Origin of the sequence: Flavobacterium cryophilum (assembly GCF_048286555.1) — a bacterium.
Classification (GTDB): Bacteria; Bacteroidota; Bacteroidia; order Flavobacteriales; family Flavobacteriaceae; genus Flavobacterium.
Window position 1 is genome coordinate 149,683 of record NZ_JBLVPZ010000002.1, and the last position, 15,129, is coordinate 164,811.

Annotated in this window: 22 protein-coding genes; 17 read left to right on the top strand and 5 right to left on the bottom strand. The window is 34.5% G+C overall.

Annotated elements, in window-relative coordinates; all coding sequences use genetic code 11:
- Nucleotides 1–291: 291 nt before the first annotated feature.
- The 3 genes from ACNQGJ_RS06055 to ACNQGJ_RS06065 all read right to left on the bottom strand — a co-directional run bounded on the left by ACNQGJ_RS06055 (nt 292) and on the right by ACNQGJ_RS06065 (nt 1,489).
- Complete coding sequence (locus ACNQGJ_RS06055) at nt 292–744, bottom strand: Gmad2 immunoglobulin-like domain-containing protein (RefSeq protein ID WP_417972190.1); 453 nt, start codon at nt 742–744, stop codon at nt 292–294.
- A 53-nt stretch (nt 745–797) separates the two neighbouring features.
- Entirely contained in the window at nt 798–1,103 is a 306-nt protein-coding gene (locus ACNQGJ_RS06060; protein WP_417972192.1) for a hypothetical protein, read from the bottom strand.
- Between the two features lie 101 nt (nt 1,104–1,204).
- Entirely contained in the window at nt 1,205–1,489 is a 285-nt protein-coding gene (locus ACNQGJ_RS06065; protein ID WP_417972194.1) for a hypothetical protein, read from the bottom strand.
- 177 nt (nt 1,490–1,666) lie between these two features.
- On the opposite strand from ACNQGJ_RS06065, the gene ACNQGJ_RS06070 reads away from it, so the two are divergent.
- The gene (locus ACNQGJ_RS06070) at nt 1,667–2,431 is read left to right on the top strand and encodes an oxygenase MpaB family protein (RefSeq protein WP_417972196.1); all 765 of its coding nucleotides are present in this window, start codon (nt 1,667–1,669) and stop codon (nt 2,429–2,431) included.
- A 98-nt stretch (nt 2,432–2,529) separates the two neighbouring features.
- On the opposite strand, the gene ACNQGJ_RS06075 is transcribed toward ACNQGJ_RS06070, so the two are convergent.
- On the bottom strand, nt 2,530–4,392 hold the full coding sequence (locus ACNQGJ_RS06075) for an ABC-F family ATP-binding cassette domain-containing protein (protein ID WP_417972198.1): 1,863 nt from the start codon (nt 4,390–4,392) through the stop codon (nt 2,530–2,532).
- 109 nt (nt 4,393–4,501) lie between these two features.
- Here ACNQGJ_RS06075 and ACNQGJ_RS06080 point away from each other — a divergent pair, with 109 nt between their 5' ends.
- From ACNQGJ_RS06080 to ftsY, 14 genes are all read left to right on the top strand, one after another.
- Nucleotides 4,502–4,660 (top strand): hypothetical protein, encoded by a 159-nt coding sequence (locus ACNQGJ_RS06080; protein WP_417972200.1) that lies wholly within the window; start codon nt 4,502–4,504, stop codon nt 4,658–4,660.
- 35 nt (nt 4,661–4,695) lie between these two features.
- Nucleotides 4,696–4,938 carry a hypothetical protein gene (locus ACNQGJ_RS06085; RefSeq protein WP_417972202.1) on the top strand — a complete coding sequence of 81 codons (243 nt, stop codon included), beginning with the start codon at nt 4,696–4,698 and terminating at the stop codon, nt 4,936–4,938.
- On the top strand, nt 4,938–5,228 hold the full coding sequence (locus ACNQGJ_RS06090; protein WP_417972204.1) for a type II toxin-antitoxin system RelE/ParE family toxin: 291 nt from the start codon (nt 4,938–4,940) through the stop codon (nt 5,226–5,228). Before ACNQGJ_RS06085 ends, ACNQGJ_RS06090 begins: the two co-directional genes overlap by 1 nt.
- 3 nt (nt 5,229–5,231) lie before the next feature.
- Nucleotides 5,232–6,419 carry a glycosyltransferase family 2 protein gene (locus ACNQGJ_RS06095; protein ID WP_417972206.1) on the top strand — a complete coding sequence of 396 codons (1,188 nt, stop codon included), beginning with the start codon at nt 5,232–5,234 and terminating at the stop codon, nt 6,417–6,419.
- An 84-nt stretch (nt 6,420–6,503) separates the two neighbouring features.
- Nucleotides 6,504–7,802, top strand: coding sequence for a dihydrolipoamide acetyltransferase family protein (locus tag ACNQGJ_RS06100; RefSeq protein ID WP_417972208.1), 1,299 nt, complete (start codon nt 6,504–6,506; stop codon nt 7,800–7,802).
- A 143-nt stretch (nt 7,803–7,945) separates the two neighbouring features.
- On the top strand, nt 7,946–8,716 hold the full coding sequence (locus ACNQGJ_RS06105; RefSeq protein WP_417972210.1) for an exonuclease domain-containing protein: 771 nt from the start codon (nt 7,946–7,948) through the stop codon (nt 8,714–8,716).
- A 76-nt stretch (nt 8,717–8,792) separates the two neighbouring features.
- Nucleotides 8,793–9,404, top strand: a complete 612-nt coding sequence (locus tag ACNQGJ_RS06110; RefSeq protein ID WP_417972212.1) for a fumarylacetoacetate hydrolase family protein — start codon at nt 8,793–8,795, stop codon at nt 9,402–9,404.
- On the top strand, nt 9,404–9,748 hold the full coding sequence (locus ACNQGJ_RS06115) for an Hpt domain-containing protein (protein ID WP_417972214.1): 345 nt from the start codon (nt 9,404–9,406) through the stop codon (nt 9,746–9,748). Before ACNQGJ_RS06110 ends, ACNQGJ_RS06115 begins: the two co-directional genes overlap by 1 nt.
- A gap of 218 nt (nt 9,749–9,966) precedes the next feature.
- Nucleotides 9,967–10,662, top strand: coding sequence for a hypothetical protein (locus ACNQGJ_RS06120; protein WP_417972216.1), 696 nt, complete (start codon nt 9,967–9,969; stop codon nt 10,660–10,662).
- A 47-nt stretch (nt 10,663–10,709) separates the two neighbouring features.
- Entirely contained in the window at nt 10,710–11,963 is a 1,254-nt protein-coding gene (locus ACNQGJ_RS06125) for a CinA family nicotinamide mononucleotide deamidase-related protein (protein ID WP_417972218.1), read from the top strand.
- Between the two features lie 72 nt (nt 11,964–12,035).
- The gene (gene rpmB / locus ACNQGJ_RS06130) at nt 12,036–12,272 is read left to right on the top strand and encodes a 50S ribosomal protein L28 (protein WP_024980263.1); all 237 of its coding nucleotides are present in this window, start codon (nt 12,036–12,038) and stop codon (nt 12,270–12,272) included.
- 27 nt (nt 12,273–12,299) lie between these two features.
- Complete coding sequence (rpmG, locus tag ACNQGJ_RS06135) at nt 12,300–12,482, top strand: 50S ribosomal protein L33 (protein ID WP_017495179.1); 183 nt, start codon at nt 12,300–12,302, stop codon at nt 12,480–12,482.
- Nucleotides 12,483–12,557: 75 nt separating this feature from the next.
- Complete coding sequence (locus ACNQGJ_RS06140; protein WP_331580581.1) at nt 12,558–12,710, top strand: DUF4295 domain-containing protein; 153 nt, start codon at nt 12,558–12,560, stop codon at nt 12,708–12,710.
- A gap of 127 nt (nt 12,711–12,837) precedes the next feature.
- Complete coding sequence (gene ftsY, locus ACNQGJ_RS06145; protein WP_417972221.1) at nt 12,838–13,791, top strand: signal recognition particle-docking protein FtsY; 954 nt, start codon at nt 12,838–12,840, stop codon at nt 13,789–13,791.
- 195 nt (nt 13,792–13,986) lie between these two features.
- Here the strand turns inward: ftsY and ACNQGJ_RS06150 are convergent, their stop codons facing one another.
- Nucleotides 13,987–14,145, bottom strand: a complete 159-nt coding sequence (locus tag ACNQGJ_RS06150; protein ID WP_417972223.1) for a hypothetical protein — start codon at nt 14,143–14,145, stop codon at nt 13,987–13,989.
- Nucleotides 14,146–14,340: 195 nt separating this feature from the next.
- Between ACNQGJ_RS06150 and ACNQGJ_RS06155 the strand changes: the two genes are divergently transcribed.
- Both ACNQGJ_RS06155 and ACNQGJ_RS06160 read left to right on the top strand, forming a co-directional pair.
- On the top strand, nt 14,341–14,781 hold the full coding sequence (locus ACNQGJ_RS06155) for a hypothetical protein (protein WP_417972225.1): 441 nt from the start codon (nt 14,341–14,343) through the stop codon (nt 14,779–14,781).
- Nucleotides 14,762–15,058, top strand: a complete 297-nt coding sequence (locus tag ACNQGJ_RS06160) for a DciA family protein (protein ID WP_417972227.1) — start codon at nt 14,762–14,764, stop codon at nt 15,056–15,058. The genes ACNQGJ_RS06155 and ACNQGJ_RS06160 overlap by 20 nt, the downstream gene beginning before the upstream one ends.
- Nucleotides 15,059–15,129 lie beyond the last annotated feature (71 nt).

A 15,129-nucleotide genomic window follows, 5' to 3' on the forward strand; every position in this document is an offset into this window, starting at 1 on the left:
TTTTTTCATTTCTATTTTTTTTCTTATTTGCTAGCTAATGTATAAAAAACTTCTTAAAATTATAATTTTAAATAAAAACTTTGAAAATTTTCATAAACACTAAAAGTGTTGGAGTTGTGGAAATTATTTGTATTTGTTTTGTCATTTCGACAAAGGATAAATCTTACTTGTTTCTCTTGTTTCGCAATTTTGTGCTATCGTTGTTTTTAGCGCATTGTTATGGTCGAAAAGTTAAAGACATTTGCGCAGGTCAACCAAGAACTATTATAAGCTTTGGAAAGCGAACTCAACTTAAAAAAGAACAATTGGCAGTTCATGTTGACTGCTACCGTCTTTAGCACTTGATTCAAATAAAACGAGCGTTAATTTTGAATTCTCTTGTTTTTTTTGAACAGTAATGGTAAAGTCAAAATTACCCCATTCAGGAGCTCCCGCATCAGTCATTTGAAAACCTTTCTTTAACACATCGTGTCCGTCTTCAATAGTCCAGTTAAAGTTAGCCTCAAAGATTTGTCCTTTTCCGCGTACTCGAAATTTATTTTCATCTATCCGTTCTACAGTTACATCTTTGAAACGTTCATTAGAATATTGCTTAGGCAAAAGATTTTCTGGCATTGCAGCCCTTATTACTTTAGGGCTTTTAGGAGCGGTTATTAAAGTGTCATTCACAACAGTGGTGCGCTGAGTTTCGTTTTTATTGCATGCCAATAGTAGAAGCGCCGATAATAAAATTATCCATCTCATAGTTGTATTTTTTATTTTTATAGTCAAATCTTATTAGTTTGATACTGTAGTGACTATTGCTTGTTGTCAGGCAATAGTATAACAAAACGTTGTAAAACGAGATTCCCAAATAAAAACCAGAAGTAAGCAAAAACGCTGAACACGAAAACAAAGATAGGAGCAAAGCAAACTAAAACAACAACTCCTTTTAAACCATAAATATCTTCATTGTTAAATTTTACGGGCATAAGTCCAAAACTCACCAAGATTACAAATAATACTAAAAAGGGTAAATAAGCAAATGAAAACGTCACAAAAATTTTCTTAAATAAAGAGTTTGGCTTTCCTGAATATTTTGATAAAGTGGTTTTGAGATTCATTGGGTTTAGGTTTTACTTATAATTTTAAAAATTGTACTGACGGGCACGGATTGCAAATTCGCGCTATCTGGTTATAAATTCTGACAATCAAGGTTTACTATCTAGGAGCCGGCGAAAGGTGTCCCAAAAATACCTACTGCAAGTTCTATCCAAACGAGGAGAAGCACCGCCAGAATAACTGTACATAAAAAAAATCGATGATTAGTATTGTTCACCTTCCTCATTACGAGCTCACAGATAAGACCAGTGCCGAGCAGTAGGATACCGGCGACCACAAAATCATCGAGGTTCCAGTTTACTTCATTTGTAAATTGCATCGCTATCAATGGGATGAACAGTAAAAAAACTACTGTGAGGACAATGCCAATAAGTCTTTTGTTTTTCATAATCATAATTTTCAGTTTTATAAATTAATTTAGTCGTACATAGCCCGAAAGTGTAGCTTCCAATATTCAATATGGTTCACTTTCAACGTTTTGTTGTACAAATATAAGCAACTTTGAAATACAAAGTACTTTCTATTTGAAAAATATTCATAACTTTGTGAAAATCAATTTGAACTTATGCAAAACTTTGTTGAAAAAAATTCGGTTGTTAGAAAAATATGGGGTAAAAGCGACACCGTACTTTTTATTTTTTCGGGTGCCGCTGCTGAATTTGCCCTTAATAAAGCTGTCGATTGGCTTTACTTTACTGGCAAGCTGCCTTCCGATCCTTTAGGTCGACTGTTCTCCACAGTTACCTATGCAAGAAAGATTGTTTTTTCGTCAATGGATGAAGCTCATGGCGCCATTGACTCCTTGCGACACATACATACTGCCGTCGAACAAAACCGTGGTACGGCAATACCCGATTGGGCTTACCGTGATGTGCTGTTTATGTTGATACATTATTCCATTTCCGCCTACGAGCTGTTAGAGGAAAAATTAAGCGATGAAGAAAAGGAGGAAGTATACAATGTTTTTTATCGTGTTGGAGCAAGGATGGGATTAGTAGTGTTGCCACTTACGTATATTGAATGGCTACCTGTGCGACATGCACATTTGATGGAAGACCTGCAAAAGAGTGAATACACTACCGATCTTTTTAAACAATATAAAATACACCTTGGCGCCATGCGGTTTAAGGTATTGATTGAAGCTCAAAAATTAATTGTGCCCGATAGAGTAAAAGAGCTGCTGCATTTTACTAATTTTTCTTTGCTTACACCTGTTATACCGGTGTATAAAATTATCAGGCTGATGAAGATGGATTGGCTGCTTAAAAACATCTTGCTTCCTTCCAAGTATAAAGATCAAATAGACGAACTAGATGTGTTCCCGAGTTAAAAGCTATTGGTCCTAATTTGTTTATAGACAAAAAAAACCTCAATATTCTTAACGCTATCGTTAAAAATATTGAGGTCGTATATTTGTAAAGGAAAATTTTATCCCTCGATCTTCGCACTCAGCTCAAACCAGCGTTCCTCTTTCTCTTCAATTTTATTGATGATGTTTTTCAATTCGTTAGCTTTCTTTTCAATATCGCTTTCCCCAATTTTCCCGTCTGAGAATAATTGCTCAATGGCTACTTTCTGAATTTCTAAATCCTTGATTTCTCGCTCGATTTTCTGAAATTCTTTTTGCTCGTTAAAAGTTAAATTTCCAGTTGGATTGTTTTGTTTCCAGTCTTTCTTGTCGGCTTTGTTTTCCTCTTTTTGAGCCACATCAGTACTGTCTTCATAGGCTCTAAAATCAGAATAGTTTCCAGGGAAATCTTCCACAACACCATCACCTCTAAAAATGAATAAGTGATCCACAATTTTATCCATGAAATACCGGTCGTGAGAAACCACAACTAAACATCCAGGATAATCCAAAAGGAAACTTTCCAAAACATTCAGTGTTACAATATCCAGATCATTGGTAGGCTCATCCAGAATCAAGAAGTTTGGGTTCTGAATTAAAACCGTACACAAGTACAAACGTTTCAATTCTCCACCGCTCAATCTATCGACAAAATCATACTGTTTTTTTGCATCAAATAAGAAACGCTCTAACAACTGCGAAGCCGAAATCAATTTCCCTTTCATCAACGGAATAAATTCTCCGTATTCCTTAATCACATCAATAACGCGCTGACCCGGTTTTGGGTTAATTCCGCTTTGGGTATAGTATCCTACTTTTATGGTTTCGCCAATCACTACTTTACCACTATCTAGGGGAACGTTTCCGGTCAATAAATTTAAAAAAGTCGATTTTCCGGTTCCATTTTTCCCAATAATTCCAATGCGTTCGCCACGTTGAAAATCAAAACTGAAATTGTCCATGATCACATGATCCTTGAATTTTTTGGAAATTTTGTGAAGCTCGATAATCTTGCTTCCCATGCGTTCCATATTGATTTCCAGGTCTACCTTATTTTCACGACGGCGACTTTGTGCTTTTTCTTTGATGTCATAAAAATCATCTTGACGCGATTTCGACTTGGTTGTTCTCGCTTTTGGTTGGCGGCGCATCCATTCCAATTCTTTCACAAAAAGATTCTGCGCTTTATCCACACTCGAGTTTTCGGATGCGATGCGTTCCTCTTTTTTCTCTAGATAATAGGAGTAATTTCCTTTGTATTGGTATAATTTTCCGTTATCTAATTCGATGATTTCATTACAAACACGCTCCAGAAAGAAACGGTCGTGCGTTACCATAAACAACGTAATATTTTCTTTAGTAAAATAACTTTCTAACCATTCAATCATCTCTAAATCCAAGTGATTCGTAGGTTCATCCAGAATTAATAAATCAGGACGGTTGATCAAAATGATGGCCAGCGACAACCTTTTTTTCTGTCCACCGGAAAGATTTTTTACTTTCAGTTTGAAATCTTCCAACTTCAATTTGAACAAAATTTGTTTGTATTGCGTTTCAAAATCCCACGCATTATGCTGATCCATTCCGTCAAAAGCTTTTTGGTAGGCTTCTTCATCTTCCGGATTTTCTAATGCTTTTTCATACGCTTCAATCACTTTCAAAGTCTCATTATCCGAAGCGAAAATACTTTCTTCAATCGTCAATTCTTCCTGCAAATTGTTATTTTGTGAAAGGAAGGCCATTTTTATACCTTTTCTCAAAACAACTTGTCCGGTATCTGATTCTTCAAGACCATTAATGATACTCATGATGGTCGTTTTGCCAGAACCGTTTTTGGCTATGAAGGCAATTTTTTGATCTTTGCTAATTCCAAACGAGATGTCTTTAAACAGCGTACGTTCACCAAAAGATTTCGAGATATTTTCTACAGAAAGGTAATTCACTTTGTAAGATATGAGTTATAAATTGAAAGCTATGCCTGCGTTGCGAAACATAACTTTTTTGCAAAAGTAATTCATTTACATCAAGTTTCAAGTTTTTGTGGTTTAAGTAATGTTAAAACTAAAAAGGGTTGCCTATTTTTTAGGAGCGAAAGATTTGGTTTTATTTGGAGATATCGTTCCCGCTTTCGCCTTTATCTTTGTTCGTTCCTCTCAAAAGATATCGGCTCTATCGGGGCTAAGAAGAAACATGTTTTTTGATTTTCAATAAAATAGCGTAAATTTGAGTAGTTAAAAATTTGTATCATGAAAACGGAGACTTTAAAAATCAACATTACGCAAAGAATCTTAAATATTAACGACAATAAGATCCTTAGTAAAATAGCAAAACTTCTTGATGAAGAAAACAGTGTCGGTTATGATGCATATGGAAACCCAATTTCTGAAAAAGAATACGTAAAGGATATTCATGAGGCTTTGCATCAATTGAATGAAGGGAAATTAGAAACCTATTCGAGTGAAGAAGTTAGAAAAAAAATTTTAGGTTAATGAAAGTGCTTTGGAGTAAAAAAGCATCAAATGAACTAGAAGCTATTTATAAATATATAAAAAATGAAAGTCCTCAAAATGCCGTTTTAGTATTTAATGAAATTTATGATTTGGCAAATTCTCTACCCAATTTCCCCTATAAATTTCCAGTTGAGCCAATAATTAATGTCGAAAAAGTTAGATTTGTAGCCATTTGGAGTTTTAAAATTATCTATTCCGTGGAGAAAGATAGTATTGTGATTTTGAGAATTTTCAACACAAAACAAAATTCCAAAAAATTAAAACAATAAGCTTTGCAACTATCCGTCATCATTCTCAATTACAACGTCCGTTATTTTCTCGAACAATGTGTTTTAAGCGTTCAAAGTGCTTTAGAAACCATTGACGGTGAAATCATTGTAGTGGATAATAATTCTTCAGATGACAGTCGTGCGATGATGAAACAGCTTTTTCCAAATGTAAAACTCATACAAAATAACGAAAATGTAGGTTTTCCAAAAGGTAATAATATTGGTGTAGCCCATGCCAAAGGCGAATACATTTGCATTCTCAATCCGGATACTGTTGTCGCCGAAGATACGTTTATAAAAATTTTAAATTTTGTCACTTCGAGCGCAGTCGAGAAGAATAATTTAGGAATTGTGGGTTGTAAACTCATTGATGGAGCCGGAAAATTCCTGCCCGAAAGTAAACGAGGCGTTCCTACACCTTGGGTCGCCTTTACCAAAATTACGAGTTTATACAAATTATTTACAAAGTCAAAAACATTCGGGAAATATTACGCACAGCATTTAAACGAAAACGAAACGGGAAAAGTAGACATTCTCGTGGGTGCTTTTATGTTTCTGAAAAGAGATTTGTATCTTGAAGTGGGCGGATTTGATGAAGACTGTTTCATGTATGCTGACGATATTGATTTGTCGTATCGAATTTTGCAAAAAGGAAAGGCGAACTATTATTTCCATGAAACTACAGTACTTCATTACAAAGGAGAAAGCACCGTTAAGGACGAAACGTATGTGAAGCGGTTTCAAGAAGCGATGAATTTCTTTTATAAAAAACATTTTCGTGTACCCGTGTTATTCTCGCTTTTTATAAAAATGGGAATTGTTTTTTTCTCCGTGTTAAAGATGTTTCAAGGAAAATCATCTCAAAACGTAGCGATGAAAATTACGCCAAAATCATATCTACTGTATTCGGCTAACAAAAAATTAGCGGATAAACTCTGTTTAGTTTTGCAAAAAAAAGTCCTGTTTCACAATTTGAAAACAGAAAAAATGGTAATTTCGTATTCTGTTACAAGTAAAATAGGCACAGAAGTTATTTTAGATAACGAATTCATTTCTTTTAAAGATAGCATTGCAATTCTCGAATCTTCAAGGAATAAAGGGTTTACCTTTAAAATTATACCTAAAACAGCTAATTTTTTAATAGGAAGTAACAATAGCAACGAGAGAGGTGAGATTATAGAAATAGAATAAAAAATTACATTTAATGTAATTTATATATGATATATTTAGTAATTTCGCAAATTGAAAATCAAAATCACCTTTTAGGTTAACAATATGGCAAGATTTGAATTAAAGCTTCCAAAAATGGGAGAAAGCGTTGCAGAAGCGACCATTACAAATTGGTTAAAACAAGTTGGCGACAAAATCGAAGCCGATGAAGCTGTTCTTGAAATTGCTACTGATAAGGTAGACAGTGAAGTGCCAAGCGAAGTTTCGGGAATTTTGGTGGAACAATTGTTTGGAAAAGACGATCTGGTTCAAGTGGGTCAGACTATAGCAATTATTGAAACCGAAGGCGGAGAACTTGTACCTGTTGTTAAAGAAGAGGCTGTCCCAGAGGCTGTTGCCGAAGTAACAAAAATGGTTGAGGCAGCTAAAGAAGGCGTTGCAGCTCCAGTAGATTTCTCTGATTCTGAAAAATTCTTATCGCCTTTAGTTAAAAATATCGCCAAAGAAGAAGGTGTTTCGGTTGCTGAACTCGAAGCAATTTCCGGAACAGGAAAAGAAGGCAGAGTAACTAAAAATGATATTTTAGACTACGTAAAAAATAGAGCAAATCAACCAGCAGTTTCGGCTCCGGTTGCAGCAGTTCAAAAACCAGCAGTTCCAGTGGCTCAAAAAGCAGCGCCAATATCTGTAAGTGGTGGAGATGAAATTATAGAAATGGACAGAATGCGCAAGTTAATTGCGGGTTATATGGTGGCTTCTGTACAAACTTCGGCGCACGTACAATCATTTATTGAAGTGGATGTAACGAATATTGTAAAATGGAGAGAGAAAAATAAAGTTGCTTTCGAAAAAAGAGAAGGGGAGAAATTGACCTATACTCCCATTTTTATGGAAGCCGTTGCAAAAGCGCTGAAAGATTATCCTGGAATGAATATCTCAGTTGATGGCGATTATATCATTAAAAAGAAAAACATCAACCTTGGAATGGCAGCTTCGTTACCAAACGGCAATTTAATTGTTCCTGTAATTAAAAATGCAGATCAATTGAATTTAGTGGGAATGGCCAAAGCGGTAAACGATTTAGGAGGTCGTGCAAAAGCAGGTAAACTAAAACCGGACGACACCCAAGGCGGAACGTATACGGTTACGAATGTGGGAACTTTTGGAAGTGTTTTTGGTACTCCAATTTTGAATCAGCCGCAAGTGGGGATTCTAGCTCTTGGAGCAATCCGTAAAATGCCGGCGGTAATTGAAACTCCGGATGGGGACTTTATTGGTATTCGCCAAAAAATGTTCTTATCCCACAGCTATGACCACAGAGTAGTTGATGGCGCATTAGGAGGAAGTTTTGTAAAAAGAGTCGCTGAATACTTAGAAGCTTTTGATGTAAACAGAGATGTATAAGCGTATATAATTATTAAAAACCCGATTGATTTTTAAAAATCAATCGGGTTTTCTTTTTTTGAGGTTTTCTGGAACTTTAAGTGTTGAACTTTAAATGAAATTAAACCCAAATTTCTATATTTGTATCCACACAAAATTTAAAAATGGAACTCAAACTCAATAAACCAATTTGCTTTTTCGATCTTGAAACCACAGGAATTGACATTGGAAAAGATAGAATTGTAGAAATCTCAATATTCAAAGTTTTCCCAAACGGAAACAAAGAAAGCAAAACTTGGCTGGTTAATCCTACGATTCCAATTCCGCCACAAACCACGGCTGTTCATGGAATTACCAATGAAAAAGTGGCTAATGAGCCTACTTTTAACGAACTGGCAGCACAGGTTTATAATATGATCAAAGACAGTGATTTGGCTGGATTTAATTCGGATCGATTTGATATTCCATTGTTGGCAGAAGAAATGCTACGTGCCGGAGTGGATTTTGATATGAAAAACAGAGTTTCCGTTGATGTACAAACCGTTTTTCACAAAAAGGAAGAACGTACCTTGAGTGCGGCACTTAAGTTCTATTGCGCAAAAACACTTGAAAATGCGCATTCTGCAGAAGCAGATACTATGGCTACATACGAAATTTTGAAAGCGCAACTGGATCGTTATCCGGAATTGGAAAACGATATGAAATCATTATCGGAGTTTACCACAAGAAAGAAAATAGCTGATTTTGCAGGAATGATTGCTTTTGATAAAGATGATGAAGAGATTTTTACTTTTGGAAAACACAAAGGAGTGAAAGTGGGTAAAATTTTGGAAACAGAACCTGGTTATTTTAGCTGGATACAAAATGCGGATTTTCCACTGTATACCAAGAAGGTTTTAACGGCAATAAAATTAAGAAAACTGAATACAAAATAAGTTTTCAGTCGCGGTCTCAGTTTTCAGTTTGTATGCTGCGACTGAAAACTGCGACTGAAAACTGAATACTAAATTTATGAAAATAATCTGCATCGGTAGAAATTATACCAATCATATAGAAGAATTACAAAACGAAAGACCAACAGAGCCTGTTGTTTTTATGAAGCCCGATTCGGCCGTTTTGTTAAAGCAACACCCGTTTGTTATCCCGGAATTTTCGGAAGATGTGCACCACGAAATTGAAATTATTGTCAAAATAAATAAAGTTGGAAAATACATCGAGCCTAAATTTGCGCATAAATATTACGACGAAATCAGCGTGGGGATTGACTTTACGGCACGTGACTTACAGGAAAAATTAAAAGCAAAAGGGCTGCCTTGGGAAAAAGCCAAAGCATTTGACGGCTCGGCAGTTATAGGGGAATTTTTGTCGAAAAATCAATTTAGTTCATTGGAAAATATTACTTTTGAATTAACTAACAACAATAAAACGGTACAAAAGAGTAATTCCAGTCACATGTTGTGGAAAATTGACGAACTAATTTCATACGTTTCTCAGTTTTTTACCTTAAAAATTGGAGATATTATTTTTACGGGAACTCCTGAAGGAGTCGCTGCTGTAAAGTCAGATGACATTTTAGAAGGGTTTTTAGAAGGACAACAACTATTTAGAATACAAGTGAAATAATGGCTATAAACTACAACCTTTCAAAAGTGTACGCACTTTCAGATAACGATGCGGATTTTGTAAATGAAATTTTGACTTTGTTCGTTACTGAAGTTCCGGATGATTTATTGCAAATCAAAGAAGGAATAAAAAAGAAAGATCATAAGCATGCTTATGCTTATGCGCACAAGATAAAACCGACGCTTGATTTAATGGGTTTAAATGTAGCTTTTGAAGAGATTCTGCAAATCGAAGCTTGGACCAAAGCCGAAGGTAAAAAGAAAGACATTAAAGAAACTTTTAAAAGCGTGAAAAATCAAATTAACGACGCTATCAAAGAAATTAAAAAAGATTTTGATTTGTAAAATTTGGGCGTGACCCGCTGAAAAAGTAGGTTAGGTTGTCCAATACAACTGGATTTACTGAAGGCGAAAAAGAATAACGATTAAGGGAAGTAATCTCCGTAAAAAAACGGGAGGATTTTCACGATTATCCTTCACGCAAACTACAAATGAATACTTTCATTTAACTATTGCGTATTTTTAAAAATCACCATAGAATTGTTTTGGTATAAAAGACAAATATGAAATACAAAATAATACTACTGCTTTTGTTGTTGTGTTTTTATAATAGCTACGCTCAAAAAACGTATTCTTTTGATTACATCATTGAATATAATTTCCAGAAAAATGAAACCTCAAAAATTGAGAAACTATACCTTTTAACTAATTCTCAAGACGATAGTTACAGTGTATATGTTAATGAAGAGGATAATTTAAAGTTCAGAATGGATTTTAAAGATGAAAAAGGCATTCGTAGTATTTCGAGAATTGGTAAAAGTGATTTTTTTAAAGCAGAAACTATATCGTTGACTTGTGAAAGTGTTTCTTATCAAAAAGAGAAAAATAAGTATGATTCTACTAGGTTTGATTTTGTGAATGAAAAGGATACACTGATTGATGGTGTTACTTATGAAAATTATGCGATGAAGTATGATAAAATCAAAGAAGCGAGAAAGTATAATCGTGGAACTTCACATTATATAGTAGAGAATAATACAGAATTTCATCCGCCTTTAATGATGTTTTCAAGTATTTTCGATTTTACTGTAACCAGTAAAAATAGGCCCAATGGGATTGCAAAAGAAATTTTCTCCTTAACTTATGATGAAAAACAGTATGAGTTTATCTATAAACTATTGCAATTTGTGAAAATTAAAAAATTTTTACAAATCCCTGCAGAATGTGATTATACAAATCCTAAAGTTAGCAAGTGTTAAGTGTTAATTTTTTAGGTAAAAATTAAATTTCAAATTCTAATTTAAAAATGAAAGCAACCATAGTTACCATAGGGGACGAAATTTTAATAGGTCAAATTGTCGATACAAATTCTGGTTTTATTGCCAAGTCGTTGGATAAAATTGGTGTTGAAATCAACGAAATGATTTCGATTAGTGATGATAAAAAACACATTTTTGATACGTTTGCAGCACTTCAAAACAAAGTCGATTTGGTTATTATAACTGGAGGTTTAGGGCCAACAAAAGATGATATTACCAAGAAAACATTTTGTGATTACTTTGAAGATGAATTAGTTGTTGATCAAAAAGTGCTGGCTCATGTTACACAACTTATAGAAGGTTTTTATAAGCGAACCATTACGCAAATCAATAAAGATCAGGCGCTTGTTCCGTCAAAATGTACGGTGCTTCACAATCAAGTAGGTACTGCCCCAGGAATGTGGATGAAAAAGGAAAACACCGTTTTTATTTCGCTTCCTGGAGTTCCATATGAAATGAAGTATTTAGTGGAGCATGAAATTATCCCGAAAGTAGTTCGGGAATACAAACGCCCTTATATTATCCATAAAACTATCCTTACTTACGGACAAGGTGAAAGTATGGTGGCGGAACGTATTGAAGATTGGGAAAATAACCTTCCTGAATTTATAAAGTTGGCTTATTTACCTGCACCAGGAAGAGTTCGTTTGCGTCTTTCGGCCCGTGGCACTGATAAAGAAAAATTAGAAGCCGCTATTGCCGAAAATGTAGCCTCATTGGATGCAATCATACATGATATTATCGTAGGTTTTGATGATGAGGAAACTTTAGAGGTTGTAGTGGGAAAGATGCTTACCGCACAAAATAAAACCATTTCCACTGCGGAGAGTTGCACTGGAGGTAAGATTGCGGCAGTTTTGACATCGGTTTCCGGAGCTTCTGCCTACTTTAAAGGAACTGTGGTTTCCTATGCAACAGCTGTTAAAATTGATGTTTTGGGTATTTCGGAAAGTCTTGTAAAGGAAAATTCGGTGGTGAGTAAAGCAGTGGTTACCGCTATGGCTTTGAACATAAAAAACATGATGAAAACGGACTATGCAATTGCGACAACAGGGAATGCCGGACCGTCAAAAGGAGACTCCGATGCTGAAGTTGGAACAGTTTTTATCGCATTGGCAACACCAAGCGAAGTTATTGTTGAAGAATTTAATTTTGGTCAACCCCGTGAGAAAGTGATAGATAGAGCTGTAATTAAAAGTTTAGAACTATTACGGAAAGAAATTTTAAAAAATGTGCAATAAATATGTTGCTTAATAGGTTTATTTTTCTTTTCTTTGCACCCTGATTTTGAATAACGATAAAAGATAAGTATAATGTCAAGAGTTTGTGACCTTACAGGTAAAAGAGCGATGGTAGGAAATAACGTTTCTCACGCTATGAACAAAACTAAGAGAAAATTTTCTGTAAACTTAGTTAAAAAGCGTTTTTATCTTCCAGAAGAAGATAGATGGATTACTCTAAGAGTAGCTGCATCTACGATAAAAACAATTAATAAAAATGGAATCGCTGCAGTTTTGAAAAAAGCACAGTCAGAAGGATTTATTAAATAATCCATTCCAAAATAAAAAAATAGCAAGATGGCAAAGAAAGGTAATAGAATCCAGGTAATTTTAGAATGTACTGAGCACAAGACTTCAGGTGTTGCAGGAACTTCAAGATACATAACAACAAAGAACAAAAAGAATACACCAGATAGATTAGAGATTAAAAAATTTAATCCAATCTTGAAACGTGTAACTGTTCACAAAGAAATTAAATAATAATTAGAGATTTTAATAGAAATCTCAAATGGTGACATTTAGAGGTTTTATTTAAATTTAAATAACATTTGAATCATGGCAAAGAAAACCGTAGCATCGTTACAAACATCTTCTAAGAGATTATCAAAAGCCATCAAAATGGTGAAATCTCCAAAAACAGGTGCATATACATTCGTAGAATCTATTATGGCTCCTGAAGCTGTTGAAGAATTCTTGAAAAAGAAATAATTAGCAATCACATTATATAGAAAAGCTACTTTCATTCGGAAGTAGCTTTTTTATTTTCTATATTTACCATTAGAAAAACGTATTGGTCCTTGGACTTAAATACTTCATTCTTAATCCTATTTATACAATGAGCTTTTTCAAAAGAATATTTTCATCAGAGAAAAAAGAAACATTAGACAAAGGTCTTGAAAAATCAAAAACAAATTTCTTTTCGAAGTTAACGAAAGCGGTTGCTGGAAAGTCAAAGGTTGATGATGAAGTTTTAGATAATTTAGAGGAAATTCTTGTTGCCTCAGATGTTGGCGTAAATACAACATTAAAAATAATTACTAGAATCGAAAACCGCGTTGCCTCAGATAAATACCTTGGTATTGAAGAACTCAATGAAATTCTTAGAGAAGAGATTGCTGCTTTATTATCAGAGACTAACTCTGGCGAAGCAATTGAATTTGTGATTCCAAAGCAAACAAAACCTTATGTTTTAATGGTGGTAGGTGTTAATGGAGTTGGGAAAACGACCACCATTGGTAAACTAGCCTATCAGTTTAAAAAAGCAGGTTACAATGTAGTTCTTGGTGCTGCCGATACTTTTCGTGCCGCAGCCATTGACCAATTACAAATATGGGCGGATAGAGTAGGAGTTCCTGTTGTTCGACAAGATATGGGAAGTGATCCGGCTTCGGTAGCTTTTGATACCTTACAGTCAGCGGTAGCACAAAACGCTGATATTGTTATTATTGATACCGCAGGCCGTTTGCATAATAAAATTAATTTAATGAACGAATTGACCAAAGTAAAACGCGTGATGCAAAAAGTCGTTGGTGATGCACCACATGATGTATTATTAGTTTTGGACGGTTCAACCGGTCAAAATGCTTTTGAACAAGCCAAACAATTTACAGCAGCTACTGAGGTTACTTGTTTAGCCGTTACGAAATTAGACGGAACTGCCAAAGGTGGGGTGGTAATAGGAATCTCAGATCAATTTCAAATTCCCGTAAAATATATTGGCGTAGGAGAAGGAATTGAGGATCTTCAGGTTTTTAATAAATACGAGTTCGTAGATAGTTTTTTTAAGTAATAGTTAAGTAATGAATTTTTCTTCAATCAAAAATAGCAACCCAATTTATTTTTATTTTATAAGTATTATTTCTTTTATAGTAGCAAATCTTGTCCGAGAAAAAAGTCTTGGTTTCTATTATTTTTTGCTAATAGTAGGTTTGGTTTTCTTTGTATTAGCTTTTATGAAACGTTTGAAAACCAAGTAGTTTTATTGTTATAAAACGCTAGTTTTTTGCCATAAAGTTTCATCGAAATCGGATAAGGGAAAAGTTGGATTATCAGGATTTGCAACATCTCCCATTCTGAGTATTGCAGTAGTATTCCCCGTTTGGCCACTGGCTTGAGCAATCACATCCTGTAATTTTACATACACATTATAATCCGGAAGTCATCATAAGTAAATGTTTGTTTGTAATCAAGTTTTCTTTGGCTTTAATAAGAGTAACTTTGTATTTAGATTAAACATGATGTAACACAAATTCCCTAGCCCTGATGGAAGCGGTATCCCACGCTTTTTTTGCGTGGATTTAGCGTACAGCAGGAAACAGCTCCTAAAAACAATAATTATATGAAAAACACATTTAGCATTCTTTTTATCGTATTCCTTTTTGTAGGATGTCAACAAAATATTAAACCTGCCGATATTGCTAAAATAAATGGATATTGGGAAATTGAAAAAGTTGTTTTTGAAAAAGGAAAAGATAAGGAGTATGGGATGAATGAAAGTTATGATTTTTTCAAAATAAGCACTAATAGAGGGATTCGGAAGAAAGTAATGCCACAATTGGACGGCACTTTTTTAGTGAATGATGTTTATGAAAACGTGACGGTGCGATTTGCAGATGATAGAGTATTTTTGGATTATTCGACGCCGTATATGAAATGGAGTGAGGAATTAATTGCTCTTTCAGAGAAAGAATTAATATTGCTGAACAAGGAGAAAATGGAATATCATTATAAGAAAACAACATCAATAAATTTACTGGGCGATGGCAAGACGACTAAATAATCAAAGTACAATAGGGGATGTTTTGAAACAAATTATCCAAGTGAATAAACTGCAGCCCGGAATGGATCAAATTGACGTAAAAGACGCATGGAAAAATCTGATGGGGAATGGTGTGAATAATTATACTAAAAATGTGGTTTTGAAAGGAAGTACTTTGTATGTAGAATTGAGCTCTTCAGTTTTAAGAGAAGAATTAAGTCACGGCCGATCAAAAATTGTGGCAATGATAAATGAGGAATTAAGACGGGATGTGGTGAAAGACGTTGTTTTGAGGTAATGATTTTAGATTGTTGATTAACGATTTTAGATTTCAGATTTTTATATAAAAAAATCCCGTTTCAATTTTGA